This window comes from Mucilaginibacter straminoryzae, assembly GCF_022953055.1.
Classification (GTDB): Bacteria; Bacteroidota; Bacteroidia; order Sphingobacteriales; family Sphingobacteriaceae; genus Mucilaginibacter; species Mucilaginibacter straminoryzae.
The window spans coordinates 50,074-76,654 of sequence record NZ_JALJEJ010000001.1; the positions used below are offsets into that span (position 1 = coordinate 50,074).

Annotated in this window: 28 protein-coding genes and 1 tRNA gene; 23 read left to right on the top strand and 6 right to left on the bottom strand. The window is 45.8% G+C overall.

Annotation, left to right across the window (positions count from 1 at the left end):
* Window positions 1-5: 5 nt before the first annotated feature.
* The 14 genes from MUY27_RS00225 (at window position 6) to MUY27_RS00290 (ending at window position 12,831) form a co-directional block, all read left to right on the top strand.
* On the top strand, window positions 6-683 hold the full coding sequence (locus tag MUY27_RS00225) for a conjugal transfer protein TraI (RefSeq protein WP_245127948.1): 678 nt from the start codon (window positions 6-8) through the stop codon (window positions 681-683).
* A gap of 12 nt (window positions 684-695) precedes the next feature.
* Complete coding sequence (locus tag MUY27_RS00230) at window positions 696-1,343, top strand: hypothetical protein (RefSeq protein WP_245127949.1); 648 nt, start codon at window positions 696-698, stop codon at window positions 1,341-1,343.
* Window positions 1,340-1,981 (top strand): TerB family tellurite resistance protein, encoded by a 642-nt coding sequence (locus tag MUY27_RS00235; RefSeq protein WP_245127950.1) that lies wholly within the window; start codon window positions 1,340-1,342, stop codon window positions 1,979-1,981. Before MUY27_RS00230 ends, MUY27_RS00235 begins: the two co-directional genes overlap by 4 nt.
* 16 nt (window positions 1,982-1,997) lie before the next feature.
* Window positions 1,998-3,179, top strand: a complete 1,182-nt coding sequence (gene traJ / locus MUY27_RS00240) for a conjugative transposon protein TraJ (RefSeq protein ID WP_245127951.1) — start codon at window positions 1,998-2,000, stop codon at window positions 3,177-3,179.
* Window positions 3,180-3,192: 13 nt separating this feature from the next.
* A complete protein-coding gene (gene traK, locus MUY27_RS00245; protein WP_245127952.1) occupies window positions 3,193-3,810 on the top strand; it encodes a conjugative transposon protein TraK in 618 nt (205 codons plus the stop codon).
* Window positions 3,811-3,812: 2 nt separating this feature from the next.
* Window positions 3,813-4,004: a hypothetical protein gene (locus MUY27_RS00250; protein WP_245127953.1), complete on the top strand. Its 192-nt coding sequence runs from the start codon at window positions 3,813-3,815 to the stop codon at window positions 4,002-4,004.
* A 30-nt stretch (window positions 4,005-4,034) separates the two neighbouring features.
* Window positions 4,035-5,288, top strand: coding sequence for a conjugative transposon protein TraM (gene traM / locus MUY27_RS00255; RefSeq protein WP_245127954.1), 1,254 nt, complete (start codon window positions 4,035-4,037; stop codon window positions 5,286-5,288).
* A gap of 24 nt (window positions 5,289-5,312) precedes the next feature.
* Window positions 5,313-6,155, top strand: coding sequence for a conjugative transposon protein TraN (traN, locus tag MUY27_RS00260; protein WP_245127955.1), 843 nt, complete (start codon window positions 5,313-5,315; stop codon window positions 6,153-6,155).
* Window positions 6,156-6,161: 6 nt separating this feature from the next.
* The gene (locus MUY27_RS00265; RefSeq protein WP_245127956.1) at window positions 6,162-7,991 is read left to right on the top strand and encodes a hypothetical protein; all 1,830 of its coding nucleotides are present in this window, start codon (window positions 6,162-6,164) and stop codon (window positions 7,989-7,991) included.
* 64 nt (window positions 7,992-8,055) lie between these two features.
* On the top strand, window positions 8,056-8,817 hold the full coding sequence (locus MUY27_RS00270) for a hypothetical protein (protein ID WP_245127957.1): 762 nt from the start codon (window positions 8,056-8,058) through the stop codon (window positions 8,815-8,817).
* A 343-nt stretch (window positions 8,818-9,160) separates the two neighbouring features.
* Window positions 9,161-9,634, top strand: a complete 474-nt coding sequence (locus MUY27_RS00275) for a hypothetical protein (RefSeq protein WP_245127958.1) — start codon at window positions 9,161-9,163, stop codon at window positions 9,632-9,634.
* 3 nt (window positions 9,635-9,637) lie between these two features.
* Complete coding sequence (locus MUY27_RS00280) at window positions 9,638-11,203, top strand: hypothetical protein (protein WP_245127959.1); 1,566 nt, start codon at window positions 9,638-9,640, stop codon at window positions 11,201-11,203.
* 36 nt (window positions 11,204-11,239) lie between these two features.
* Window positions 11,240-11,683, top strand: a complete 444-nt coding sequence (locus tag MUY27_RS00285; protein ID WP_245127960.1) for a hypothetical protein — start codon at window positions 11,240-11,242, stop codon at window positions 11,681-11,683.
* Between the two features lie 5 nt (window positions 11,684-11,688).
* On the top strand, window positions 11,689-12,831 hold the full coding sequence (locus MUY27_RS00290) for a hypothetical protein (protein ID WP_245127961.1): 1,143 nt from the start codon (window positions 11,689-11,691) through the stop codon (window positions 12,829-12,831).
* 220 nt (window positions 12,832-13,051) lie between these two features.
* On the opposite strand, the gene MUY27_RS00295 is transcribed toward MUY27_RS00290, so the two are convergent.
* Complete coding sequence (locus MUY27_RS00295; RefSeq protein WP_245127962.1) at window positions 13,052-13,342, bottom strand: DUF1905 domain-containing protein; 291 nt, start codon at window positions 13,340-13,342, stop codon at window positions 13,052-13,054.
* A 374-nt stretch (window positions 13,343-13,716) separates the two neighbouring features.
* On the opposite strand from MUY27_RS00295, the gene MUY27_RS20640 reads away from it, so the two are divergent.
* From MUY27_RS20640 to MUY27_RS00340, 9 genes are all read left to right on the top strand, one after another.
* The gene (locus MUY27_RS20640) at window positions 13,717-14,217 is read left to right on the top strand and encodes a hypothetical protein (RefSeq protein WP_245127963.1); all 501 of its coding nucleotides are present in this window, start codon (window positions 13,717-13,719) and stop codon (window positions 14,215-14,217) included.
* Window positions 14,106-15,164 (top strand): DUF932 domain-containing protein, encoded by a 1,059-nt coding sequence (locus MUY27_RS00305; RefSeq protein WP_245128638.1) that lies wholly within the window; start codon window positions 14,106-14,108, stop codon window positions 15,162-15,164. The genes MUY27_RS20640 and MUY27_RS00305 overlap by 112 nt, the downstream gene beginning before the upstream one ends.
* A 62-nt stretch (window positions 15,165-15,226) precedes the next feature.
* Entirely contained in the window at window positions 15,227-15,676 is a 450-nt protein-coding gene (locus MUY27_RS00310) for a DUF6908 domain-containing protein (RefSeq protein ID WP_245127964.1), read from the top strand.
* A 48-nt stretch (window positions 15,677-15,724) separates the two neighbouring features.
* Window positions 15,725-16,129 carry a hypothetical protein gene (locus MUY27_RS00315; protein ID WP_245127965.1) on the top strand — a complete coding sequence of 135 codons (405 nt, stop codon included), beginning with the start codon at window positions 15,725-15,727 and terminating at the stop codon, window positions 16,127-16,129.
* Window positions 16,130-16,132: 3 nt separating this feature from the next.
* Window positions 16,133-16,594: a hypothetical protein gene (locus MUY27_RS00320; RefSeq protein ID WP_245127966.1), complete on the top strand. Its 462-nt coding sequence runs from the start codon at window positions 16,133-16,135 to the stop codon at window positions 16,592-16,594.
* A 29-nt stretch (window positions 16,595-16,623) separates the two neighbouring features.
* Window positions 16,624-18,561, top strand: coding sequence for a ParB/RepB/Spo0J family partition protein (locus tag MUY27_RS00325; RefSeq protein WP_245127967.1), 1,938 nt, complete (start codon window positions 16,624-16,626; stop codon window positions 18,559-18,561).
* A gap of 40 nt (window positions 18,562-18,601) precedes the next feature.
* Window positions 18,602-19,126, top strand: coding sequence for a hypothetical protein (locus MUY27_RS00330; protein WP_245127968.1), 525 nt, complete (start codon window positions 18,602-18,604; stop codon window positions 19,124-19,126).
* A 153-nt stretch (window positions 19,127-19,279) separates the two neighbouring features.
* Window positions 19,280-19,510: a hypothetical protein gene (locus MUY27_RS00335; RefSeq protein ID WP_245127969.1), complete on the top strand. Its 231-nt coding sequence runs from the start codon at window positions 19,280-19,282 to the stop codon at window positions 19,508-19,510.
* Window positions 19,511-19,668: 158 nt separating this feature from the next.
* Window positions 19,669-20,889, top strand: coding sequence for an IS110 family RNA-guided transposase (locus MUY27_RS00340; protein ID WP_245127970.1), 1,221 nt, complete (start codon window positions 19,669-19,671; stop codon window positions 20,887-20,889).
* Between the two features lie 297 nt (window positions 20,890-21,186).
* On the opposite strand, the gene MUY27_RS00345 is transcribed toward MUY27_RS00340, so the two are convergent.
* From MUY27_RS00345 to MUY27_RS00365, 5 genes are all read right to left on the bottom strand, one after another.
* Complete coding sequence (locus tag MUY27_RS00345) at window positions 21,187-22,473, bottom strand: site-specific integrase (RefSeq protein WP_245127971.1); 1,287 nt, start codon at window positions 22,471-22,473, stop codon at window positions 21,187-21,189.
* A 248-nt stretch (window positions 22,474-22,721) separates the two neighbouring features.
* A tRNA-Asp gene (locus MUY27_RS00350) sits at window positions 22,722-22,795 on the bottom strand.
* Between the two features lie 61 nt (window positions 22,796-22,856).
* The gene (prfA, locus tag MUY27_RS00355; RefSeq protein WP_245127972.1) at window positions 22,857-23,930 is read right to left on the bottom strand and encodes a peptide chain release factor 1; all 1,074 of its coding nucleotides are present in this window, start codon (window positions 23,928-23,930) and stop codon (window positions 22,857-22,859) included.
* A gap of 99 nt (window positions 23,931-24,029) precedes the next feature.
* A complete protein-coding gene (locus tag MUY27_RS00360; RefSeq protein WP_245127973.1) occupies window positions 24,030-24,794 on the bottom strand; it encodes a UDP-2,3-diacylglucosamine diphosphatase in 765 nt (254 codons plus the stop codon).
* A 438-nt stretch (window positions 24,795-25,232) separates the two neighbouring features.
* Entirely contained in the window at window positions 25,233-26,573 is a 1,341-nt protein-coding gene (locus MUY27_RS00365) for an alpha/beta hydrolase (RefSeq protein WP_245127974.1), read from the bottom strand.
* Window positions 26,574-26,581 lie beyond the last annotated feature (8 nt).

Consider the following 26,581-nt stretch of genomic DNA (forward strand, 5'->3'; position numbering starts at 1 on the left):
TGTCTATGAAAAGAACACTTATTACGACCGGCCTGCTGCTAACGTTGCTGGGCATAGGTATGCCGAAGGCCGATGCGCAAATTCCCATTGTCAGCCTGGTCAGCTCTGCTATCAAAAAAGTAATTGTTGCCCTCGATATAAAAGTACAGCAGTTACAGAACCAGACGATACAGTTGCAGCAAGCTGAACAGCAACTGGAAAACAGCAAGACCCTCGCCAGCTTTAAAGACATTAATGGCTGGCTCGGCAAAGAAAAAGACCTGTTCAGCAAATACTATAGTGAGATGCAGCAGGTACGGCAGGTCATTGCGGGATATAGCGAAGTAAAACAGGTGATCAGCCGTCAGGCCCAGCTGGTAGCGGAATATAGAAAAGCATGGAACCTTTTCCAGCAGGATAAAAATTTCTCCGCTGATGAGCTCCGCTATATGTCTTCTGTGTACAACGGCATTCTCGCTGAAAGCCTGCAAAACCTACAAGAACTAACTGCTACTGTCACATCCTTTTCCGCACAAATGGAAGACGGGGAACGCATGGAGCGCATTAAAAAGATTGCTGCCGCAATGCAGCACAACCTGGACGATTTGCGGCAGTTTAACACGGCAGGGGTTGACTTATCCCTGCAACGGTCCATTGCTGCCCGAAATACCGCGCAGGTAAGACAACTCTATGGTATCAATTAAATTTTAAACGACATGAAAAAGCAATGCACTTTTATTATAACATTCCTTTCGCTCTATGCGTCCGCTCACGCGCAGGGCATATTTAACCAGCAGTCTTCACGCCGAAAGATCATGGCCGAACAGATCGCTGGTATTGAGCTGTACGCCACGGCGCTAAAAAAAGGTTACGACCTGTCCCGCCAGGGGTTGACTACAGCTCATGATTTGAAAAATGGCACGTTCGGTTTACATACGGACTATGTCGATTCGCTGAAAATGGTCAGTGCTACCGTGCGTAATAACCCCAAAGCAAACGCTATTGCTGAGATCGCGGCGAAGATCACCGCACTGTTTACGGCGGAGATCCGCTGGCAGCAGGCGCAAAAGCAATTAACCCCTGATGAACTCAACAGCCTGAAAAGGGTCGCGGACAATATGCAAGTTGAAGGCCGGACGGACGTGAATGAATTATCGCAGCTCCTTACTTCCGGGCTATTGCAGCTGACCGATGCCCAGCGCCTGGACCGCATCGATAAGCTCTACGCGGACATGAACGATAAATACAATTTCACCTGTTCTTACACCACCAAAGCCCGCAGGCTGGCAAAAGCCAGGGCAGCAGACAAGCAGGACAGGGGCGATCTGCAAAAATTATATGGCATTCAATCAGGAGGATTATGAAAAAAATGATCAAACCACTGCTGGGTAGCATGATGATCTTACTGGTAAGTGTAACGGTACAGGCGCAATCCATAGCAGATAACATTCAGATGCTGGTGCTGGATTACCAGAAGCTCGCGGGATTGAAAAAAGTGCTGTCCAATATGTACAGCGGCTACCAGCTGGTCAGTAAAGGCTATAACAGCGTTAAAGACGTCTCGCAGGGCAACTTCAGCTTGCAACAGGGCTTTATTGATGGGCTGATGCTGGTTAGCCCGACTGTGCGCAAATACCCGAAGGTGGCCCGGATCATCAGTGACCAGGCCACGATTGCAAGCGAATACAAATCGGCACTGTCTTCTTTCCGCTCCGATGGACATTTTACCGCATCTGAACTGAATTATGTCGCCACTGTCTTCAGTAATCTTTCCGATCAAAGTGTGCAGAACCTGCAGGCGCTGACCATGGTAATTACCGATGGCAGCGTGCGTATGAGCGACGACCAGCGCCTGCGGCTGATAGATGGTATTTACGCCGATACGCAGCATCAGCTGTCCTTTTTACGCAGCTTCAATAACCAGGCCCGCACGCTGGCGCTGCGGCGTGCCGACAGCGAAGTGCAGCGGCAACAGTTAAAACAGCTTTACGATCTGAACTAACTAAAGTCCCGAACATATGAAAAAATCACTATTGAAGATTGCCCTAACGGCAATCCCGGCCATCCTTTTGCCCGCGCTTTGCAGCGCCCAGGGTATGCAGGCCGATGTGCACAGCCTGCAAGGTGTACTGGACCAAATGTATGACCAGATGTTGCCGCTATGCAGCAACATGATCGACATAGGCCGGGGCATTGCAGGGTTTGCAGCCCTGTGGTATATCGCCGTGCGCGTCTGGCGGCATATTGCCGCTGCCGAACCGGTAGATTTTTACCCACTGCTGCGCCCCTTTGTCATCGGCTTTTGTATTATGGTATTCCCCGCCGTACTGGCGATGATCAACGGGGTATTGCAACCTACCGTAACAGCCACTGCCGCAATGGTAGGTCAGTCAAACGCTGCCATGGAAGCCATGCTGAACAGCGGCCAGCCTGTGGATGATGACCTGCAGGGATTATCCGCTACCGGTACCGATCCTGATAAATGGTATAAATATGCGCACCCGGACGGTGCGGCAGGCAGTAATAATACGACTGCAAATCCGATTGCCGATCAGTCCTGGGGATGGAGCTTTAAGAGCTGGGTTAAAAAAGGGATTGCCGAACTGCTAAATCTGGGCTTTGAAGCAGCGGCACTGGTGATCGACACCATCCGCACCTTTAAGCTGATCGTGCTGGCTATACTTGGCCCGCTCTGTTTCGGACTTGGCGTGTTCGATGGGTTCCAACATACCATTAAGCAATGGCTGGCCCGCTACATCAATGTGTACATGTGGCTACCGGTTGCTAATATTTTCGGTGCCATCATCGCCAAAATACAGGAGAATATGGTACACCTTGAAGTAACAGGAGGTGCCGCCAATCCCCATTTCAGCGGCACGAACACCGCCTACCTGATCTTTTTGCTCATTGCTATCATCGGCTATTTTACGGTTCCCTCAATTGCCGGCTATATCGTCAATGTCGGCGGGCATGCCCTGCTTGCCAAAGCAACGTCAGCGGCCGGACTGGCCACTACCGCTGCTATATCGGTAGGCTCGGCGAACGCTGCCCAAACACTCAACAGCCTGTCCAATTTTAAAAATCACATGCAGGAAGGTGCCAGCGGCGAAAATGAAGGCAGCGGGGCGGCAGCCGCCGCAGGCAGGGTTGCCGGTTATGGCGGCGCTTATGCTGCTGATAAATTATCCGGTAAATCTTAATCCCCTTATTACTATGTTCCAGCAACTCAAAAACATTGATACCGCCTTTAAGCACATTAAATGGTTCAGCATCGTGTTGATCATCGCGTGTGCTTTTATTTCCTGTTATGCGATCTATAAGAGCTACCAGTCTGAAAATGACTACCGGCAGCATATCTACATCCTGGCAAACGGCAAAGCGCTCGAAGCGTTTTCGGCAGACCGCAATGAAAATATACCCGTGGAGGCCCGCGATCACATTGCCACCTTTCACCGTGATTTCTTTTCCCTTGATCCCGACGATAAGGTCATAGAGGCGAACCTCACCAAAGCCCTATACCTGGCCGACAACAGCGCAGCTAAGGTATACAGCGACCTCAAAGAGCAGGGCTATTATACCAACCTGATCTCCGGAAATATCAGCCAGCAACTGACGGTCGATAGTATCGCGGTTGACGTAAGCGCCTACCCTTACCGCTTTCGCTTCTATGGGAAAGAAAAAATGATCCGCTCCACTTCAATTGTAACGCGCAGCCTGGTAACCGAAGGGCAGCTACGTAACGTCAGCCGCAGCGACAATAACCCGCATGGGTTCCTGATCGAAAAATGGGCCACAATCGAAAATAAAGACCTCGCTATTCAAAACCGCTAAGTATGAAAAACACCAAAAGACAACACCGTTTGCAGTGGCAGCAACTGCTGGAAACGCAGCGGGCACGTGTAGCCAACCGGCTGAACCGCTATACGGCCCGCTGGCCGCCCACCGCCTGGAAGATCGCATTGCTGCTTTTTATCACGCTTTGCAGCACCGCCTGCCTGTGGCTGATGCTACACCGCTGGCTGTAATCAATTTTTTATTCAATTAAATCAAATGCTATGGACAATTTAAAAATGCAATCTCTTTCCCAAAAGCAGCGACGCGCTCTACTTGTTTTGCCCGTTGTTATGCTTCCATTCCTGGCTTTCCTGTTCTACGCACTCGGCGGTGGTAAAGCGAATGCGAATGCAACACCAGTCAAGGCCGGGTTAAATCTGCAACTGCCGTCCGCTAACCTCAAAACGGACAGCAGCGAAAACAAGCTCTCTTTTTATGCGCAGGCTGCAAAGGATTCCGCACGTTTCCGGGAAGCGCGCAAACAAGACCCGTATTATCAGACGCAACCGTCGGGTGATAACCAAGCAGGGCCAACATTGCAGCAACTGACCGCTGGCATGGGCAGTACCTCCGGTAGTAACGTTTCTACCTACCAGACCGGCAACAGTAGACTTACCAATACGGAAGGGCAGATCACCCGTCAACTGGAAGAATTGAACCGGCGTATCAACCAGCCAGCAACGCGGCCTGTTGTAGGAACCGGTGACACGCAGCAACGTAGCACAGCAGCACCGTTGCCGCAGCAGCCTGCTGCGGAAAATTTGGGCGAAGATCCACAGCTCAAACAACTTGACGGCATGCTGGACAAGATCATGGAGCTGCAGAACCCGCAATTGGCGGCACAAAAGGCAAAGACCGCTTCAGAAAAGAATCGGGGTCAAGTCTATACGGTCGCTACCGGTAGCGATGACAGCACCGGGTCACTGATGGGACAGAACGGTATTCAGCGTACTGCTGCCGTTAACGGGTTTTATGAACTTTCCTCTTCTGTCAATGATGCCGGTCAGTCATCTGCTGCCCCGGCCATCGTCTACCAGTCGCAGACGCTGACCTCTGGCACTACGGTGCGGCTACGCCTGTCGCAGGATGTTTTCATTAACGGCACACAGGTGCCCCAGGGCACCTTCGTCAGTGGCATTTGCAATGTTAACGGCGACCGCTTGCAGATTGCCATTAAAACGATCCGCTACCATAACACACTTCTGCCGGTGGCGATGAGCGTGTACGATATGGACGGCATAGAAGGGATTAATGTACCGGGAGCTATTACCCGTGACGCAGCCAAACAGGGCGCTGACCAGGCGATACAGGGCCTTGACTTTTATAATGTCGATCCGTCCATCGGGGCTCAGGCGGCCAGTGCAGGCATTCAGGCTGCTAAAGGCTTATTCAGTAAAAAAGTAAGGCTGGTCAAAGTGACCATCCGTGCAGGTTATCCCGTCCTGCTGATGGACCAGAACCAGCGCAATCAGTAATCACCTTTTAAAAATTCAAACATTATGAAACAGATTTTTTTCTTCATGGCAGCATTGCTGCTTTCGGCAGTATCCTTTGCCCAACAAACACAGGAACTCGGTACAGCCGCGTTGATCACACCCTATCACCTGGAAGTGACCGACCAGAAAACGACGGTAATTCTTTTGCCCTCACCGATACAGAGTGTTGACCGGGGTACAGCCTTTCTTTTGGCCGAAAAAGTAAAAGGTTCCGAAAATGTGCTGAAGGTAAAGGCGCAGAATAAATTCCTACCGGCTTCTAATCTGAGTGTGGTAACTGCCGATGGGCAACTGTTCAGTTTTACCGTGGATTACAGTGCCAGCCCGGCCTATCAGGCCATTGATCTGAAGCGTCAGCAATTAGGAAAAAAACCAGATGTGGTGCTCAGCGCTACAACTGTCAATGAATCCTATCTGCAGCAGCAGGCCATTAGTGTATTTGCCGCAAAGCCGTTTATGGATAAATCCGCGCGCAGTCACCGCATGCGCCTGCAACTGCTGGGTATTTACGGCACCGGCGACCTGCTGTATTTCCGCTTTACGCTTGCCAATGGCTCGCACGTTGGCTACCAGACCGGGACAACCCGGTTCTTTGTCACAGATAGGAAACGCGCCAAAAGAACCGCACAGCAGGAAAGCGACCAGTCTCCGGTATATATCAGCCCGGATGCTACCGGTGAATTGGGTGGCAGGCGTCAGCGCCAGTTCGTCGTGGCATTTAATCGCTTCACTATTGCCGATAATAAACGTTTGGTGGTGGAATGGATGGAGCGCGGTGGCGACCGAAATATTTCCCTGTCCCTGCGTGGCGAAGACCTGTTACAAGCGGCGCAAATTTCAAAGTAATAAGGGATGGATATTGCAGAGAAAGACCGTGATAACGTATTAGCGAAATTGCAGGCTGCCAATGAACAAGGTGAAAATTGGGTAGCGTATATTTTTTCAGGTAAAGATGCTGGCAACCCGGAATGGCTGCGGTTTTTTGAATCAGCCGAAGATGCGGAAGGTTTTTGTGCGCATCAATCGGACTTTCATTACATACAGGGTGAATTTTTTGAGGCGGATCGGTACTGGCGGTATGCTGCAATAGAAACCCTACAAAAACAACTCGCTGTCATCGATAACGAAACCTTTCTCAACCCGGTTGATATAGATCTTGCGCGGCAGCAAGTAGCCGCCGCTGGTATAGGACGGGTCTCTGGTGATGAACCTGATTTTATCCGCACCCTGGTTGGCGGCAGTGTGGTACAGGTTCGCTGGGAGGAGCAAATTATTCCTTCAGATCGTATCGACCGCTATCATGTGATCGGCCATCAGTGGCCCAGCGGACAGATTTACGAGGTTGGTCATAGCGTGAAAGTTTTTGGCTCCTATGAGCGTTTAGAAGATGCTGAAAAAAATATGTTAGACACCAGCGAGCGTGACGCTGTTTCCAGTAGAACAGAGTACAAAGTCGTCGGCCAATACCATGACAAGCCTTTTAAGCTGGATATGGAAGGCGATTTGCATAGTTTCTGTGGTATTACTGTTCTGCGTACCGGCATAAGCGTCACCGACGAGCTTTATCGCCGCGACCTCTCCCGACCTGCCGTCATCGATGCAACGCTCTTCGCACGTTACGATGCCGATGCAGCGCACCTGCAACTACTGGATTACCGGCTGCAGCCGGCTAATCCGCACACTGAAATGTATGATATAGCACCCTTTCATTTTGACGATGGCGCTTCATTTAAAAAACAACAATCAATTACTATTATGGAACAGCAAATGGAAAATGCCCAGGCGGCAACAACAACCGAAAACAATAATCTTGAAAAATTAAAGGAAAACCTGAAGTATCGCGGTTTTGATACGATTTTCGATAAGATACTACAGGAAAAACTGGAAGATAAAGTACCGGAGTTTACGCTTCAGCATAGTACCGACCAGGTGATCTACGATCTATATTTTAACAAGTCGAAGGATGAGGATAAGTGGTATTTCAATAAAATGGATGCTACTTTACTCCCTACGGAACATCGCCCGGAAGGCTACATGCATACGTTTTACGAGAACCAGGGCATCACTGCCAAGGAAGCTGTGAACCTGCTGGAAGGCCGGGCAGTCTTTAAAAAGCTTAACATTTATGAAAAAGAAAACGACGCACCCGATGCCAAATACAAGTGGACCGACCAGACCTACAACGCCTGGCTACAAATAGACTTCAGTTCAGGACGGAAGGAAAATAACCAGTATGAACTGAAGCGCTACAGTGAGTTCAAAAAGAAGCAAAACAGCAATGATCCTGATGAATTGCGTTTCGATCTGAAACAGGTGCTGTTAGCCAATGGCATCAGGGATGCAGACAACCCGTTACGTTCACAGCAGTTGCTGCAGTCCTTAGGTAAAGGCAATCTTGCCAAAACGACCCGTACCCTGAATGGCAAGGAAGAAACGGTCTATGTACTGGCGGATGCTATGTATAAAAACATTATGCTTTTCGATCAAAATAAAAAACGCCTGTTTGTCTCCAAAAAAGAAAGTGCCCAACAAAGCGAAACAGGGGAACAGGCTGGCAGCACGCTCATGCAGCAGTCTGTAGAAAGCGCCAAGCCGGAAACCGGGAAATCGGCAAAAAAAACCGATGATGAAAACCCGGCTAAGGAAAAGAACCGGCGCAAAGGACACAGTAAAGGCATGTAGTTTTAAGGAGGGCGTTAGCCCTCCTTCTTTTCCTTTTATTAATCACCATTAATGTTATCAAACTATGAAACCCTGTTTTATATTACTCCTTGCAGCTTGTATAGCCGTATCCTGTACGAAAGAAAAAAAAGAGAATGCCAATGTTCCAAAGGTTAGTGCAGTAAAGCTAAATGGCGCAGTAGCTGATTATGCTATTGCTAATCCTGCTAATCCTTATGATGACGCCGGGCTGCTGCATAACCGGGCGCTAACCTTCGCTTTGAACCGGCAGACCGCAATCCGAGACAGCAGTCTGACTACCATTGAGAACATTATGAAACCTTATGCAGCCGATTCTTTAGGCAAACCACTGCCCGGTAACATCATACAGGTTGCCACGCGCTTATTGAATGATGGACCGGATAGTTTCCGGCATGTGATCGCTGGTTCGGGCCTTAGTCCCGTCGGGCAGTATTATCTGCGTCGTTTACTGAAGATCGGTACAGATACCACAGCCATTATTTATGGAAGTAATGGCAGCCGCATGGATACTTTGCTCATCGCATTGGAAAAGCGTATCATAGCTGATATTTCGGTGCCGGAAACAGATCGTGTTGCACTACTGCAGGCTGCCAGCGTAGCCCGTTATTCGGTAGCTTATTGGCTTCATGACAATCACAGTGATCAACCGTCCTCACTTTCCATTTTCAAAAAGCTGTGGGTATCCGCGCATGATGTGTTGGGTACTGCGCTGCTGGGACTAAGTGGCGGCGCTTATTTAAGTGATGCAGCCAGGGCCTTTATTACCAAAGATTACAAATTCTTCGTGCCGGATTTTGAGGATTGAATACCCATTGAGCACCATTCTTATATTCACCATTCCATAAGTCATAAGAACGCTTATGTTGTCGTAAGTGGGCCGGTTGTTGCTACAACCGTTTTTTTTATTTTCTGGACTCTTGATACATTCATACCTTCTATGAGAGCTTCACTTCTTGTTCAAATTAGGTTGTCCGCTTTAAAGGAGAGATGCCTACGCAACCGGATCATTAGTTAATCATTCCTTAAATCGTAATGCCAGTCCTTGAATACTTCATAAATGCGCTTTAATATTTTTTAATGTCGAATAAAATATTATTATATTTATAGGGCTGAGTTAACAGGCAACACATAAAACCTAATACCAATCCATGAAAAAGCATATTGAAAACGCAATTATTCAATTGCAAGGATCACCTGATCCGACCTCAATAGTCAGGTTCACACATACTGGTAATATTCCGTCGAAATCAGTATCGGCTCGGGTATTTTATGGGAATGGTGGCAAGCCCGCCATTGCTTACGAAGCCAGTTCTGACTATAATGTGAAATATATTAAAGCCAAACTTAATTCTGATTTTAATAACGTATTAAATAGTATCCTTCCCTCTGCCGGATCTGGCGATACTATCTTAACCCGGCAATTTTTAAACGCACTTCCTCCGGTCGGAACCGTAGTTGACCTGGCGGATGGAACATATTACTACCGTGTCAATGGAGGGTTGATTTCGTGTAATGGCAACCAGTTAAATGGTGCATTTCGAGGCCGCTTTCAGGGCAAGTATTCATCTGTCTGTGCCACAGGCGGAGCAATTATGGATTATTCAACTTTTGACCTTCTCTAAACCATGAAAAAGTCTTACTTTATCCCTGTGTTAGCGGGATGCGTTTTGCTATACGCCTCCTGTGCGAAGCCGGTCATCACCAATCTCGAAAAAGGTACTTATACCTATAAAAATGCTGGAGTTGGTGATTCGTATCTCGACGTCTCTGTCGGGATTATACCAATGGAAAACAAAGCCGCTGATCCGGAAAAACCTAAAACTTTTTTCGATCTAAGGGATTCCCTGCCACACCTGTATCTGAAGCTCATGGCAGCGAAGACAACTACTGCTGACGAGTTAATTGCCACATTAAACAAGCCGCTATCAACAGTTGAAAAGCCTTCGGATGCAAAGAAACCTTCGGATTATACTTTTTACAAAGTCACGTTTTCTTTTGCTAATCTGAAGAAGTATTACAATAGCGAAAATTACATGCATCCCAATACAAGACTGGAATTTTTAACAACGAAATTAAAAATTCCAGATAACAGCCCGGTTACCATTTACACCATTGACAAATTGCAAAATGAGTTTGATGATATTGATTTTGGTTCTTTGTCCCGTGATCAAACCGTATCATTAAATGCAAAGTTGGCTGTTGACGGCTCCCTTGGCTCATCATACGAAAATACCAATGGCAACTCCTCTACGAACAGCAGCGACAATGAAGCCACAAAAGGGAAATCGGTCTATGACGCTGATGGAAAAGTAATAGGGACAGTAAGCAAAACTGGAAAGTTCATCTCAACCACTGGCAATAATAACAGCAGTACAACAAACGCATCGGCTAAAGCCGATGCAAGTTTGGAAGCTAATTATGCCAATACAACCGCAATTAAAGAGGCCGTTGCCGTCAAACTAAAGCGATTAAAAACTGGTTTTAACTTTTCAGACCGGTCATTGGTCGTTGCGCAAAGAGGCCGTCCGTCTGGAGATATATCAGATAATATCTACGTTACAACAACCTTAAAAATTTCCAATTCTTCCAATGTCGCCAGTTGGAATGTGTATAGTATCGATAAACTTTTTGATGATAGCAATAAGCCGAATAATGCATCAAAATTGTTAGTTACTTCAAGGAACGTAAATTTCTGTCCCTGTAATATCGCTACAGATATAGACCTGACGACAAGCTACGAGGGGGCAATCAGGGCTGTAAACAATAGCGTGGCACACCCAGGCACCAATGCCTTGGAATATGATGATAAAGTAACCTATTATAAAATACAGTCCGATACTGCAGCTCCAAAGACGTTAAAAATCCCCAAAGAACTTTATTGTAAAAAGGCCTACAAGTTTACGGCCAAGGATGCCAGTAATAATAGCTATGTTTTGTTTATTGCTTCCCCCGTACCCGAGGAACTTGATGTTTTTGTTGATGATAATCCTAAACTGTTATTGCAATGGCTGCTTGAAAATGTAAGTAACCCACAAGCTGCCAAGCTGATCTCACCTAAATTCAGGATCTACTTCCAGGATTTACATAACCCGGAAAACAAAATTTTTCTGGTGAAAGATGCGTTGAGTCCTGCAGAGATTAATGCTATAAAGACATTAGCGGGGGTTAAAGCTGAAGAAAGACCTATTTAACTCATAAAATTTATTCCATTAAACACATTTATTGCCATGAGTAGATTTGTAAAACCGGTTCCTTTTGGTTTGCCTGCAAGGGCCGCAGCTGCAGCATCAGGAAGTTCCCCAGCTAAAGAATATTTTGAAAGAATCGGTAAATATGTGCCAGGGGAGATTATTGCATCCTATACCGCATTGAATGCGTTATTGGTTGCTTTTCCTGAGCAGATAAAATACGGCGCTTTTATATTTTGCTTCATTTTATGCTGGGTATTGACACCGGTATATTTTAAGCTGATCTCAACACCGGCTGATCGTCCGTCTTTAAAAATGCAGCAAATCATCTCTCTTATTGCATTTCCCATTTGGGCTTATGCCATTGACGGAGGGAAAGGAATATTTGGCAAAGAGGTGTTTGATATTTATTACCAGGCAGTCGGTGGCGCATTACTTATTGTTTTTACACTTATTAGCGGAGCATTCTATCCAACCGTATAGAACATATGAAATACCTGATTGATGCGGCCAGGCAATATGGCTTAGATGAGATTGCAGATCGTGCATTAGAAAACCCGAATGTACATGGTATCATTGTAGATGTTCATCCCTTGTGGCTGATGTGTTATGGGCATTATCTGCGAGGTTTTTCAAGTGGTCTTTGGGAGAATGAACTTTTTGAGTATGCTTTAAGACGTTTTAGTTATTATCCTGACTATAACTTCTTAAGTACGTCAGATATTTTCCAGACAACTGTTCCTTTTGACCTGGGCTGGTTGCCACGAGGTTGGGATAACTTCTTTAACAAAAGTAGTGGTCTGTTAGTCAGGATACAACTTCGGCCAGGAAGTAAGCCCGTTGAATTAGGTTCAGCTAATTATCGCCTCTCTGTTGTTCAGGAACATAGCCCGGTCGTTCAATTTAGCGCATCTGCAAAACAACTACTAAGGCCCTTAGAAGGCGGGGTAAGTATCGGTTACGCTTCTGATCCGCCGGGAACGCTGGGGGGAATTTTGAAAGACACAAACGGGCAATGTTATGGATTGACCTGCGGACATGTTATCAGAAATACAGGTGTTATTGTAGATCAGCCATCATCAATTGATTACAGTACACCTGGATCGATAGGCTCATGTGTATATAACTGTTTGCCCTTTCCGAATAATGGCAACTTATGTAATCCGCGTAATACAACATACTTAAACGACATGGATATTGCGCTTGTTGAACTTGATCCGCAAATCCAATCCGCTTGCTCGATCTTAAATATTGGTTCTATAAAAGACTACATGCCTGCCAACAACCTGCATCCTAATCTGAAAGTTGAGTTTAATGGGCGCAGTAGCGGTCATCAGACTTTGGTTACCGGCGGAATTGGTTTGGTCATGGAAGTGGAAGACACACAGACCGGGCAAAAAAGTTGCGTGAAGGATTTAATCGAAATTAAGCAGCCCTCGTTATCTAACCTGGTACTTCAGCGGCCGGTAAAAGGAGGAGATTCAGGAGCCTGGATTACGATTAATGGCACAAATGGATTAGAGTGGGCAGGTATGATTATTGGCGAAAATCGCCAGGCCGGGTTTGCTATTCACAGCGAAGATATATTAACTCACTTAAACAGTAATGGTTATTCCCTTACCTGCATATAGCCGCATTATATATTTTTATCTTTTAGTTTTTTTATCAACCTGTATGGCACTAACAACAAAGATAAATTCCTGAATTGTTGCAACAGGCTGAACCGCTTCTATAATATAGCTGTGGCATTTCCAACCCGGCATAATTTTCAAATGAGTATGAGCTCGAGTTGAACAATCATAGCAACAATTCCTTTCGCACAGAGATCATGGTCACCGTTTTGAATACAACTTAAATCCAAAGCGTGATGCTAACCTCCTGGCCTGTTTGAAGAGCTTCTTTTTTCCTTATTTCCGATTTCAGTGGGAGTGAATAGGTGCCGGTTTTTGTATCGAACCAGATAGCCGTTTTCCATTCACTGCCGCCCACCTTGGCTATGGCTTTCAGACGGCCCCACCCTTCTTCTTCAGACCGGAGTGTCGTTCTGATTTCTTTTGACAATATTTTTGGAAGTGACACAAAATACCAGCTATTAGGCCCTGGATATTGCCAGAGACTCGCCACAAACTCGTACCTGATCATTGGACTATTCATTATTAAACATCATTTCAGGCAATTGCCAGGAGCGTTATGCTTGGTTATGTGTTCATTTTCGGGTTGGATAAATTCCTTATCCTTTCAAAAAACAGCTCATATAGCACGGTAGCATCCGATTACTCACCCAATAGTTAAATGTAAATATTATTTGTAAAATAAGTGTGCCATCCCCTTCGGGCCGGGCTATGCGCTTCAAGTCCTCGTCCCGATGCCATCGGGCCTGCGGGCTTTCCGCTGCTATCCCTGATGGTTTATCCGGATAGTGGCCGGTTCATCCCTTTCTATTACCATATCATTGGTTTAGCCCAAGACACTTGCTGCGCAACAGTCTTAGGCAACTGGTCAGCCTCCTTGTTGTCATGGCCTTTATTCACCAGACCTTTTGCTGCGCCAAAGGACTGACATTTCTTTTCCTGATTGCTTACACGAAACAATTGATCGCTGTAGGCATCTTCGCCTGCTCCTGCTTTTTCAACGAAAACGGTAAAAAAGGGCAGCTAAGGTTTTGCCCCGGTTCGGATTGCTACAGGGGGCCAAAAGACTACGGCATAACTCGTCCGCTCCTTCGTCGCTCCCTCGGCCTGCGGCACTTATTCCGTTTCCTTTTGGATGTATTCGGGGCAACCTTTTTTGCTTTCTTTTTTTCCGTTTTTTCTTTTGAAAAAAGCTTTTCGGGGCAGGCGGCTAAAAAGGGAATGAGTAAAAAACAAAAGTTCACTTTTAAAACCAATGCAAAATGGCACACAACATCAATTTTAACGAGCAGACAGGCAAACACAGTTTTTTCAGCGTACAGCAAAAAGCATGGCACGGGCTGGGGCAGATCGTACAGGATTACCCCACAAGCGCCGAGGCGATGAAATACGCGGGACTGGATTACATCGTAGAAAAACGCCCGCTGTTTACCTATGACACCGCCAATTTTAAGGCAGACCCGGACGCGGATATTATCATCCCGGAAATAACTGTACCGGGGCATTTTGCCAACGTGCGCACCGATAACGACGAGGTATTAGGCGTAGTGGGCAGGGATTACCACATTGTGCAGAACAGCGAGGCATTTAGCTTTTTCGATGCCATTGTAGGTGGCGGGGATGGTATTCTATACGAGACCGCAGGGGCTTTAGGCCGGGGCGAAAAAGTATTTATTACCGCCAAACTGCCCGATTATATCCGGGTGGGTAACGATGATGTGATTGAAAAATACGTCTTCCTGACCACTACCCACGATGGCAGCGGTTCTATACTGGCTGCATTCACGCCCGTTAGAATCGTATGCAGCAACACTTTAAACGCCGCTTTAAAAGATTGCAGCAACGTAGTTAAAATTCGTCATACCAATACCGCCGCTGAAAAACTGAAAGAAGCGCACAAGATCATGGGCATGGTCAACAAAATGGCTCCCATGATGGAAGAAATTTTTAACCGCTGGTCTAAAGTGCGCATTACCGATAAACAACTGCAGCAGCTCATACGGCAAGCCATGTCGCCCAACAGGGAAACAATGGATAAGCTGCAAAAAGGCGCATTTAACGATACCTCAACCGCGTTTCAGAACATCTGCAATGATGCCTTTGAGTACGCCATGTTGAGCAGTACCCAACAGATGGAAACCACTAAAGGCACCGTGTTTGGTGCTTACAACAGCATCACCGGCTATTTTCAGAATGTACGCAGCTACAAGGACACGGACGCCAAACTCAATAGCATCCTGTATGGCGGTACCGCGCAAAGCAGGGGGCAGGCGGCCTTTAACCTGTGCAGCTCTTTTGCTGCGCAAGGTGACGAAATCCTTTACCCCAACTAAACGAAGCACGGGGGCGCCGCCGTTATCCGTGGCGCTTTTCACTCACTTTTAATATAACTGCAATGAAAGAACTGAATCAAAACAGTACGCGCATATTCTGCACCCTGATCGATAGCCTGAACGGCAGGGATTACCGGAAAATTAACAATGAACCATTTATGCCGCTTAGTATCGAATTGATAGATACAGGAGTGGTAACAGATTATGGCGAAGGCAGCCAGTATAGTTTATGCCATTACTATGAGCAAAACGGCGACCTGATGCAAGACCCGGAAATGTGCTTTCTCATGGTGGACAACCGTGGCGAAACTGCTACGGATTATTCGCAAGTCCATGTTTTCCCTTACATGTTTCAGCAGGCCAATCTTGCGATATATCAGCAAAGCATCCGCTTTTCAGCAAATGCTATTGAAAGAGTAGACGAGCCATTGCAGAAACAGCATAGAGACTTTGCGCAAACTTGGTTAGCCAATATCGAAGCGCAGGGATTTTTAGAACAACTAAATAAATAATTCACCCGGCAGCTGCAAACCAATGCAGCTGCCACAAAATCCAATCTTATGAAACCATTACATGAATTAGTCAATATAGAAAAAGCGCGGCTGCTGCATGAATTATTCCCGCAGGAAATGCCGCAGTTCTTAGAATACACATTAAGCGTCAGCGAATACGTACAGCAGGACGAGGAAAAGCTACGACAGCAGTGGCAAGTTCAGTTTTTTACGTTGGAAGCATGGATAAGCCTTGCGAGGAACATAGAAAGCAAGATTAAAAAATTCAGTACCCAGTATCAGAAAAGCAGCAAGGTATTTTCCGAACAATTGTTCGATTTTCCGCAGGCCGCTTTTATGACCCATTGCCTCGGCTTGTATACCTCCACGCAGCAGTTAGGCAACCGCAAATTTACCTTGGCCGCCGACCTGCTTTTTGATACCGCCGACTATCTCCAACAACAAAAAGGGTAAGCTATGGGAACTTATATGACGGTAGTGCTGAAAAAGCAGTACCAAAACGAAGCATTTATTGCAGCGCTGAACGATGATTTAATAGCTATTTATGGTGCTGAAACAGGTGTTGCATTCAACACATGGGCTTATTTACAGGAGGAAGCTGACTTTATGAATACCGACCCGGAAGGGCTGCGACAGTTGCCGGATTGGAAACGCCCCATCAGCAAAGAACAGCTTTCCAAAAATTTCTTTTGGCTGCGCTTTGGTGAGTTTGCCTTTAAACTTTCCGGCGGCGGTTCAACTGCTGCCGAAGCACAGCAAGCGGTAGCCGTTAGTAAATGGATAGCGCACACCAACGCCCGGTATATCGATAAGAATAAGTCTGAAAAATTCACAACCGCCATCGTTGCCTCCTATTTCAATGCAGTTTTTAAAGAAGCAGGCTATGACCTGAAAATCCTTTGGCAGCTGCCACAATAATCATTGTATCACTTTTAAATTTTAAGATCATGTCAACTACCATAAAAAGCAATAAAAAAGCAATTACCGCTAAAACCAGCGAAGCAAAAACAGCAACCAAAGTAGCTGCAACCCATACAGCGATACCGGAAGGAACGCCGGATAAAATCGAGCGCAGCCTGATTGATTTCAGCCCCCTGAATTACCGTAAATATTACTCGGAGCAGGCGTTACAGGAATTTGCATCCGAATTATTGATACACGGCATTATTCACCCGCTAACAGTGCGCGTGGTTACACCCGGACGCTTTGAACTGGTAAGCGGGGAACGCAGGTTACGCGCTGCTGCCATAGCCGGGCTTGAAACCGTACCGGTGATTATTAAAGAGCTGACCGACGAGCAGGTCAATGAGATACAGCTTGCCGAAAATTTGCAGCGTGAAAACCCGCATCCGATGAATGATGCGCAAGGAATCGGGCAGATGCTGGCGTCAGGCAAGAAAGTGAAGGAAATAAGCCTGCGTTTAGGCAAGTCGGAACAGTTCGTACACAACCGTATCAAACTCCTTTCCCTGATCGAACCTGTCCGGGACATGTTCGTTGCCGGGGTGTTCACTATACAGGATGCATTGGAAATTGCCGCTATCTCGGAAGCCTCCCAACAGGATTTCTTTGAAAATAATTGTGCAGGATGGCAAAGCAATCCCCACTTTAAAATAAATAACTTCCGTTGGGCGCTGAACAAATACAAATGCGACCTGACCGGAGCTTCTTTTGACACAACCGATGAAACCTTGATAGCGGGTATGGGTGCCTGTTCCGGGTGTCGCTTTAATTCGGCCACGTTGACCGAGTTGTTTCCCGAACTCGCTAAAACACAAACCTGCACGAACCGCCAGTGCTTTGAACAAAAATGCCTGGCCGGTTTACAGCGCAGCTTGCAGGCTGGATGGGAACAGCAGCCCGAAGCGTTGATCTTTAATTACGACCCTTCCGATGATGTAATGGCCTTGTTAGAGGCTGCGGAGGGCGCATTGCAGCTGCCACAGTTTTTCAAAAATCAGGTCGATGTATGGAACAGGCCGCAGGAACCCAAGCGGGAGGAATTTTTAGATTTCAGTACAGCCGACGATGAAGATATTGAAGAGAGGAATGACTACGAAGCAGGAACAGAGACAGAGGACAACGATTCCCCGGCCTATGATGAAGAAGCTTATCAGGATGCCCTTCTGGAATACCGCGCCGACACTGATGAATTTGATACAATGTTACTGAATGGCAACCTGCGTAAAGGACTTTACCTGAACCGGGAACAGATCAGCATCATTTATTTCACCGAACGCACGTCACAAAGTGGTAATGGCTATTCGCAAGGAACGGAAAAAGTTACCGCCAAAGCCGTAAAAGAAGCGGAAAAAGAGGGTTCCGTTAGTGTTGAGCTGTACGATGGTGAGATCGAGCGTTTACGCGCAAGGGAACAAAGAGCCAAAGAGATCGATGCAGAAAAATTCCAATTGGATTTGCATAGTTTATTTGTAGAACAGAACAGTCAGGAGATCAATTGCGCACCAACAACAGCCGACCTGACAGCGGTAAAACTGATGCTGTACCAATCTTTAGGCTACAGTCAAAAAAAGGGGATGGATGAATTTTTAGGTATCACTTGCCCAACTTATCATGCAGAATATCACCAAGAACTGTATGAAGCGTTGTTGAACTTGCCCGAACATGCCTACACGTACCTGATACGATTGGCCTTGCAGGGCAGGGCGGATGCCAAACTCCCCAAGACCCCTGAAGGCTTTTTCCTGCTGCCTGTGTCCGCAGGTGCCGGTGTCGATGTAGACAGCCTGAAAAACCGGTATGCCGAAAAAGCACGGGAGCGCGAAAGTAAAAGGGACACCAAAATCTTTGAGGTTGAAAAGAAAAAAGAACTGTTAAGAGTAAAAAAAGAACTGGTGTTAGAAGAAACTGCAAAGCAGGGTTAAAAGTGAGACCGCGCCCCGCCGGTATATGCGGGGCATTTTTATGATGGAAACAACATTTGAAAGTATAAAGAATACGTACATCACACTTGGCCGGGAGTACAATACCAAAAGGGATGATCTCAACGCCAAAATCGAACGGGCGCAACGGCGAATCGTAAAGCTGGAGCAGCAACGCAAAAAATTGAAATTTCCGTTTTGGACAGAATTGTTATTACGTCCCGTTTTGAACTTAATTAAAATACAGTTGCCGGGATGGTCTTGTGATGACGAACATTTAAACCCTATGGGCTTAGGCTGCCGGGTTTCGGTCTTTTTTACTAAAACGGAACTGCCTGACAATGCCGACCCCTGGAAAGAAGGTAACAGCATTTATATTGTTTTTGTTCCTGTTGACCTGAGTATTGGTTTATTACACTATGAAACCGGGGAAAGTGAGCAGCGTTACCCAACCGGGACAATTGGAGCGATAAACGGATTCAACCGGAAAACAAAACCATTGGAATCTGTACAGGAAGCCGTTGATTTTTTAAAGCGGCAGGCTGATCATGTGCAATCAGTGGATTGACCTATAGTCCCCGGCCATCCGGGGACTTCTTTCTTTTCCCGGTCTAAAAGAAAGAAGCAAAGAAAACGCGGGTTGGATTGTCGTAATAATCGCTTTCCTACCTTCGTTGTACCTAAGACCGTTATCGTTAATGCTTAACACGTTTACTTTGCTATGAAAATACTGTCGATCACCATCGGGATTATCCTGATTGCATTGTCCATATATGGCCGTTACTGGCGCGGCAAGCGGAAATTTAATCGGGCCAATTTTTTCGGTGAAGGATTTAAAAGTTATAATGATTTTCTAAAAAAGACTACCTACGAAAACTTCATTCATTTCCTGGGAGTGTTCGCCTTTATTGTCGGTGCGCTGCTTATTCTGATCGCTTTGTTATTAGGATAACGCTACGAACAATTGATGCTGATATAAGTCATAAAAAATCCCGTGAGCACTCGCTGCCACGGGATTTAACCTAAGTTTAATGAATGAAAATACACCCAGGCTAATAAAAATGGGATGTCGATTCAGCTGTAACTTTGTTGCTCAGCAAATTTTTCAAGATGGAAAAGGTAAATCAGCAGGTCAGCTTTTTACCACAATTGGAAAGAGCATGTGGGCTTGATATGCACAAAGAAAAGATTGTTGCTTTTATTTCGAATAAGGACGGCAGCAATCAGGCTTTGCAGGAATTCGGGACTTTTACTTTTCAACTTTACCAGTTAAAGGATTGGCTTCTTCAGAACCAGGTGAATCACTGCTTAATGGAAAGTACCGGGATCTATTGGATCAGTCTGTACACCGTTTTATCTCAAGCAGGTATTAATGTAACGGTGGCAAATCCAACCCATATTAAACAGATTCCTAAACGAAAAACAGACAGGAAAGATGCACGCTGGCTTTGTACTCTTTTATTACATGGATTGGTAAGGCCGAGTTTTATTCCCTCACAACATCAGGCTGCGCTGAGGGACCATTGCAGAAACAGGTTATTTTATGGGCGGCATCAAACTAAGATAACAAACAGGATTTTAAAGATTCTTGAAAGCAATAACATTAAGTTGATGTCAGTTATCAGCACGTTGCATTCTAAAACCGGGTTAAGCATTGTGAGATTGCTTGCGGTAGGTATAACTGATAAAGAACAGCTTTTAGCATGCGCCAAAGGACGAGTACGATCAAAAAAAGAACAGCTGCTTATGGCTTTGGAAGGAACGCTAACGGAGCACCATCGTCTCCAGTTACAGATGCTTTTAGAAGATTATGACCACGTTCAAAAGCAAGTTGAAATTTTAGATGGTACTATATCTTGCATAATTAATGAACATTATGCGCAGGCCGTCCAATGCCTTGACAGTATTAGCGGCATAGGTGCGAAATCGGCAGAGATAATCATTAGTGAAGCTGGGGACGATATGTCCCGCTTTCCAACTGCTGATCACTTTACTGCCTGGTGCGGTGTAGCACCGGGGAACAACGAAAGTGCCGGTAAGCGTAAAAGCAGTACCGTAAAAAAAGGGAACGTATATCTTCGGGTAGCCATTATTACAGCGGCTTGGGCTGCTGTCAAGATGAAGGACTCGTATTGGCATGCGCTTTTCGATAAGTTGCGTAAACGCATGAAGGCGCAAAAAGCCATCGTTGCAATTGCAAGAAGATTACTTAAAGTAGTTTACAAGACCATCGTTTCTTTAACGCCATACGAGGAAAAAGGCATTGTTCATTTTTTGGAATTGCAGAACCAAAATATACAATATGCCCGCTTTAAGCAGGCGATGAAGTGATTGGTAAATCAAGGCCGGATAAGGTTTTAGAATTAAAAGTCTGTAATCCTAAGCTGCCGATTCTATATTAGAACTCAGGCTTGTTCATCAAGAACGCAGAGGAAATTTATATTTTTAAAATAAAACGACCACAAGCGTCATTACTTGCGGTCGTATATCTATAGTGTATTTTTAGAGGAAACCTTATCACAAATCAGGACTTCTCAGTTCCTGATAAACAAACATAAAAATTTGATAATGACATGTCAATATGGAATACAGTTGTTGAAGGATTTTGATACCGAAACTGTATGTTTCCTATTCTCCTCCGTTACCTGGCTTTCTTAACATGATAGTTGGCATTTTAACGATCAGGCGCTCCTGTAACTGCTTCATATCAGCACTGACTTTTGCCCCAACAATCTTTGCATAGATTTGGGTGGTCTTAATGGATTTATGGCCAAGCATCGCACTGACCGTTTCCAACGGAACGCCGTTTGCCAAAGTGACGGTAGTTGCGAAGGTATGCCTGGCTGTATGGGTAGTCAGGTCTTTATTGATACCACATATCGCAGCGATCTCTTTCAAATACGCATTATACTTTTGATTGCTGCTGATCGGCAATAATCTGTTATGAGCTTTGCAATAGGCATCATCTTTATATTTTTCGATAATCTCTAAAGCCAATGGAAGCAGGGGGACATTTTCTTTGCAAACGGTAGAAGTTACCTTTTCCCTGTTTTTGACCAGCCATCTGTTCCCGTCAAAATGGGTTATAATATTGTCCGGGGTAAGCAGGCTGGCATCCTTATAGGCAAACCCCGTAAAACACATAAACAAGTAAGCATTTTTTACATCTTCCAATCGCTCTACCGGCATTTTCTTATGATAGAGGGTCAGAATCTCCGAATCATCTAATATATCTTTTTCCGGCTCTATATAGCTGCAGGTATAGGTATTCAGCGGATTGTTTTTTACCCAGCCGTTATCCACCGCCTTTGTCACTGCGCCACGGATCATTTTCAAGTACTTGTTTGCCGTATTTGTCTGGATGTTCTGTTCCAGCATCAGGTAATCGACAAACTCTTCAGCAAAAGCAGGGGTTAGCTTATCCAATGCCAGGTCGCCTTGTTTATAAGCATATTGGATGAAGCTTGCGGCCTTTTCCCTGGCTGTGTTCCATTTTACCAGTGTTGGCCGTTTCCGCTGTTCCTTTTCAACCTTCGCTTTGATTTTCGTGATAGCAATATCCAATACCTCTACCAGCCCTTTACATTTTTCTCTCCCGGCTGCTACGCCCTTGTAGGCATCTTTTACCATTTGGGCAGATACAAATACGTGATTTATTTTTAATGCATCATAGTGCCGGCGAATGGCAATTTTAGCTGTGTCGATAATATTATTAGTTAACCGGGCTTCCTGGGAGTTGCCTTCCACCCGGCCAGCTAACTGATTCCATGTCTTCTCAATGGTTTTAATCCCCAATGAAATTTCCCTTCTTTGTCCTTCGATGGTTAAGCGGATAAAAATTGGTGCTTTACCGTCTTTAGTTATCTTGGATTTTTCGAGCATTACCAGTAACGAAAGCTCTTCATTTACTTTCATAATTCAAAAATTTTAAGTGAACGATTGATTTTTTTCGTTCCGTCCAAAACCCTTTCTGGCAGCAGTATCTACCTTCGAGGGTACCTAAAATTGATGAAAAAAAATAGGTACCCGAATAGGTACCCAATTAGTTGCCATTGATTGATATTAATTGTGCAATGATTTTTCAGATAATGCCGCCGGAAGCGGCTTTAAACGAAAAAAGCCTCAATAAATGAGGCTTTTCGCGGACCGGACGGGTCTCTTAGCGGAATGGACGGGACTCGAACCCGCGACCCCATGCGTGACAGGCATGTATTCTAACCAGCTGAACTACCACTCCTCCCGTTTGGGACTGCAAATATAGAAACCCTATTTACATATCCCAAATATTTTTGAAAAAATCAGGCTACCGTGCCTTCTTTTAGTTTTTCGGCGTTTTCGGCAAACTGCAGTGATTCCATAATTTCCTGTAAATCACCATTCATTACGCCTGGCAGGTTATAGATGGTCAGCCCGATACGGTGCTCCGTAACACGGCCTTGCGGATAGTTATAGGTACGCACTTTGGCAGAGCGGTCGCCGGTTGAAACCATCGTTTTGCGTTTTTTAGAAGTTTCTTCCAGGTGTTTTTGAAGTTCCATCTCATAAACGCGTGAACGCAGCACCTGTAAAGCCTTGTCATAATTCTTAAGTTGCGACTTCTGATCCTGACATTGAGCCACAATACCTGTTGGAATGTGGGTTAAACGTACAGCGGAGTATGTAGTGTTTACAGACTGTCCGCCCGGGCCTGATGCACAGAATAAATCTTTACGGATGTCACTCGCATGAAGCTCGATATCAAACTCGTCTACCTCGGGCAATACTACTACAGAGGCTGCAGAAGTATGCACGCGCCCCTGGGTTTCAGTATCCGGCACACGTTGTACGCGGTGTACGCCAGATTCGTATTTTAATGTTCCATACGCGTCATCAGCCAAAACATTGAACACAATCTCTTTATAACCACCCGAAGTACCCTCGGTATAGTCTACAAGCTCGGTACGCCATCCACGGCGTTCGCAATACCGCATATACATCCGGTAAAGGTCGCCAGCGAAAAGTGCAGCTTCGTCGCCACCGGTACCACCGCGAATTTCAACGATAGCATGCTTCGCATCTTCCGGATCTTTTGGAATCAGCATCAAGCGTATTTCCTCTTCCTTGGCGTCGCGCTGTTCGATCAACTCATCAAGTTCCATTTTAGCCATCTCGCGAAATTCCTCGTCTTTTTCGGTGGCTAAAATCTCCCGGTTGGCATCAATATTACTCATGATGTTCCGGTAGATCTTGTATTCGTCAACAATAGCCGTAAGATCTTTATATTCTTTGCTCAACTGGGCAAAACGCTTCATGTCGCTCATCGCGTCCGGACTGCTTAATTCAGCCTCGACATTTTGCCAGCGTTCGTGTATCGCTTCTAATTTATCTAGCATAACTGTTTAACAACAAATGGCAGGCTTGCCAAATGGATTGCAAAAGTACGGATTTACAGCAACATTGTAAACATTGCCTGGGTAAGCCCATCGTAAAAATCAGTCCAATCTCAGCTGATTTTCAAAGGCATGCAATGAAATGTCCTCCCCGTCGAAAACAGCATAAGTGAAGGCGCTTATCCATTCGCCCAGGTTAATGTACCTGCTCCGATCATTTAATTTGATGTCGAATGCCTGATGCCGATGGCCGAAAATCAGATAATCGAAGTGTTGCGTTTTCAATACTTCCTTGCTGAACGTCACCAACCATTCCTGCTCATACACCTTCCGTTGCTCGTTAGTGGCGTTGACATCTTTGCTATGCTGCGACCATCTGTTGGCTATACCGATACCCAGGTTTGGGTGAACCCGCTCGAACAACCACTGGCACAGCGGGCTGCGAAATATCTTCTTTAAAAACTTATACTTTGCATCGCCGGGGCCCAGGCCATCGCCATGATGGATGTAGAAACGCTTACCATCCCGCTCCATAATTAATTCATTACTTACAATGGTAGCACCCAATTCCTTTTCGAAATATCCGAACATCCACATGTCGTGGTTACCTTTAAAGAAGGTTAATTTTACCCCGGCATCACTTAGCTCGGCCAATTTTCCTAAAAAACGGATATAACCTTTTGGCACCACGGTAGTATATTCGAACCAGAAATCAAATATATCGCCTACAAGATAAAGTTCCGCAGCATCATCCTTGATGCTGTCCAGCCAGCGTACAACGCGTGCTTCCCGCTCGCGGTGCAATTGATACCCACCGATACCCAAATGAAAATCAGAAGCAAAATAAATTTTTGTACGTTGTACCATTGCTGACTAAAATACAAGTTACTTTTTAAAGCGCAAGATGGTTAAAAACCTTCCGTTTACCGTTATGCAAAAAAAAAGCGCACCGTTTTAAGGTGCGCCGAAAAATATATTATTAATCACAATTAAGCTTATGGACGCGGTGGCGGTGGTGGCGGTTTAGGCAACCTGATGTGTAACCGCGGACGACGGATTCTTGGCCTGCGGGGTCTGCGCGGCGGAGCGGGTCTTCTTAACGCAGGTAACCTGCCGGGCCTTGGTGGAGGCGGCGGCAATTGCAAACTAAGGCCTGTAATAACAGCACTTTCTACAGGGGTAGCCTCTGCGAAATCTGATAAAAGGCAGATAAACGCAAGTGCCAAAAAAAGTTTTGTGATCTTCATACAGTTAAAGTAGCTGAAAGTATCGTTTGTATAAAAACACCCCAGGGATATTTTGGTTTTAATGCTTTTTGTTTTTTTTAACAGAAGAAGCATTTGCCTTTTTCCCGGTAGTCGCTTTGTAAGCAGGCGAAGCCTGGAAATCGGCATACCAATCCGGCACGCTGTCTGCAAGCGCTACGGCGGTTTTTGCTTTGGGTTTAGGTACCGGCCTTGAAACCCTTATTTTAGCTTTACGCATGGTTGCTTCTTCTGACGCTTGAGTGGCGTCAAGGGTTTTATACCAATCGGGGATACTATCGCTTGCAGGTCTGATCTTTCTCGCTACGGGCTTAGCTGCTGTCTCAGCACTATGGCCTTCAATTTCTTCTTCCGTTACAGTATTGGCAGGGACAGTTACGTAGCTGGTTTGTGTTACTTTTCTGCCTTTTCTGTCGCGAACTACTTTGGTTACCTTGACGGTTTTGAAGCCCTTGACTACATGTTCAGCCAAAAAATTAGCCGTGAATTGACCAGCTTCCATCCATCGCTGTTCGGTTTCAGTCCCGCCGCTAAAGATGGGGTTAAAGTGTTTTTGCAACTCGTGCGAATAGCCTTCGAATATCTTCAGCGCGTTGGGGATATGCAACTCGTCAGCCTTGCGGTGTATGGCTAAAGCGCCGAATACCGCATCCTTTTTACTTTCCGGAGAGATAACGCCATCATTGCTGCCCGCAACATTTACTATCGGTATTTTAGCGTTTTTAAGCCACTCTAAGTTGTAAATGCCACCCCAGAAGTTTATTACTGCGGCGACATTAGTTCGCGCAGCGGTACGGTCGCCCGGGTCATTAATCTCCAGCTCCACTTTTTTTGCCAACTCTGCATTGTTGACAAAGGCAGTGTGTAAGGCAATAATCCCCCCCGCTGAATTTCCCGCAAGGATAATCTGCTCCGGATCGATATGCAATACGGCTGCATTCTTTCTGAAGTAAGCAACGGCCATGCGTGCATCAGAAACCGCGAAGAAAGTACCCCGCTGCATTTCTTTAAAGCTAAACAAGCTGGTTTTGCTATTCAGCGAGTAATTAATGGCAGCGCAAACATACCCTCTGCGGGCAAAAGTGCGGCACCACATTTTAATGCCTTTCGCATCTTTCGAGCCGAACACAAACCCGCCGCCATGCATCCATATAATCAGCGGTCGCTTTTCCATGTCATCACCAGTAGGTGTGTACAGGTCGTAAAGATACTTTTTGGGTGTGTTTTCGAACGCGTTGATACCGTAATTCTGGTTCTTCTCAACCGTTACATCGTTGAACACAAAATCTTTATAACGCACGCCTGTTTGTGCTTTAACACTTGCAACGGTTAAACACAACAAACCCAATAAAAGCGTTCTTATGTAAATTACAGATTTCAATAGCGTAA

Coding starts and splice junctions, on each gene's coding strand:
- MUY27_RS00225 (WP_245127948.1), top strand. CDS start 6: ATGAAAAGAACACTTATTACGACCGGCCTGCTGCTAACGTTGCTGGGC.
- MUY27_RS00230 (WP_245127949.1), top strand. CDS start 696: ATGAAAAAGCAATGCACTTTTATTATAACATTCCTTTCGCTCTATGCG.
- MUY27_RS00235 (WP_245127950.1), top strand. CDS start 1,340: ATGAAAAAAATGATCAAACCACTGCTGGGTAGCATGATGATCTTACTG.
- traJ (WP_245127951.1), top strand. CDS start 1,998: ATGAAAAAATCACTATTGAAGATTGCCCTAACGGCAATCCCGGCCATC.
- traK (WP_245127952.1), top strand. CDS start 3,193: ATGTTCCAGCAACTCAAAAACATTGATACCGCCTTTAAGCACATTAAA.
- MUY27_RS00250 (WP_245127953.1), top strand. CDS start 3,813: ATGAAAAACACCAAAAGACAACACCGTTTGCAGTGGCAGCAACTGCTG.
- traM (WP_245127954.1), top strand. CDS start 4,035: ATGGACAATTTAAAAATGCAATCTCTTTCCCAAAAGCAGCGACGCGCT.
- traN (WP_245127955.1), top strand. CDS start 5,313: ATGAAACAGATTTTTTTCTTCATGGCAGCATTGCTGCTTTCGGCAGTA.
- MUY27_RS00265 (WP_245127956.1), top strand. CDS start 6,162: ATGGATATTGCAGAGAAAGACCGTGATAACGTATTAGCGAAATTGCAG.
- MUY27_RS00270 (WP_245127957.1), top strand. CDS start 8,056: ATGAAACCCTGTTTTATATTACTCCTTGCAGCTTGTATAGCCGTATCC.
- MUY27_RS00275 (WP_245127958.1), top strand. CDS start 9,161: ATGAAAAAGCATATTGAAAACGCAATTATTCAATTGCAAGGATCACCT.
- MUY27_RS00280 (WP_245127959.1), top strand. CDS start 9,638: ATGAAAAAGTCTTACTTTATCCCTGTGTTAGCGGGATGCGTTTTGCTA.
- MUY27_RS00285 (WP_245127960.1), top strand. CDS start 11,240: ATGAGTAGATTTGTAAAACCGGTTCCTTTTGGTTTGCCTGCAAGGGCC.
- MUY27_RS00290 (WP_245127961.1), top strand. CDS start 11,689: ATGAAATACCTGATTGATGCGGCCAGGCAATATGGCTTAGATGAGATT.
- MUY27_RS00295 (WP_245127962.1), bottom strand. CDS start 13,342: ATGATCAGGTACGAGTTTGTGGCGAGTCTCTGGCAATATCCAGGGCCT.
- MUY27_RS20640 (WP_245127963.1), top strand. CDS start 13,717: ATGGCCTTTATTCACCAGACCTTTTGCTGCGCCAAAGGACTGACATTT.
- MUY27_RS00310 (WP_245127964.1), top strand. CDS start 15,227: ATGAAAGAACTGAATCAAAACAGTACGCGCATATTCTGCACCCTGATC.
- MUY27_RS00315 (WP_245127965.1), top strand. CDS start 15,725: ATGAAACCATTACATGAATTAGTCAATATAGAAAAAGCGCGGCTGCTG.
- MUY27_RS00320 (WP_245127966.1), top strand. CDS start 16,133: ATGGGAACTTATATGACGGTAGTGCTGAAAAAGCAGTACCAAAACGAA.
- MUY27_RS00325 (WP_245127967.1), top strand. CDS start 16,624: ATGTCAACTACCATAAAAAGCAATAAAAAAGCAATTACCGCTAAAACC.
- MUY27_RS00330 (WP_245127968.1), top strand. CDS start 18,602: ATGATGGAAACAACATTTGAAAGTATAAAGAATACGTACATCACACTT.
- MUY27_RS00335 (WP_245127969.1), top strand. CDS start 19,280: ATGAAAATACTGTCGATCACCATCGGGATTATCCTGATTGCATTGTCC.
- MUY27_RS00340 (WP_245127970.1), top strand. CDS start 19,669: ATGGAAAAGGTAAATCAGCAGGTCAGCTTTTTACCACAATTGGAAAGA.
- MUY27_RS00345 (WP_245127971.1), bottom strand. CDS start 22,473: ATGAAAGTAAATGAAGAGCTTTCGTTACTGGTAATGCTCGAAAAATCC.
- prfA (WP_245127972.1), bottom strand. CDS start 23,930: ATGCTAGATAAATTAGAAGCGATACACGAACGCTGGCAAAATGTCGAG.
- MUY27_RS00360 (WP_245127973.1), bottom strand. CDS start 24,794: ATGGTACAACGTACAAAAATTTATTTTGCTTCTGATTTTCATTTGGGT.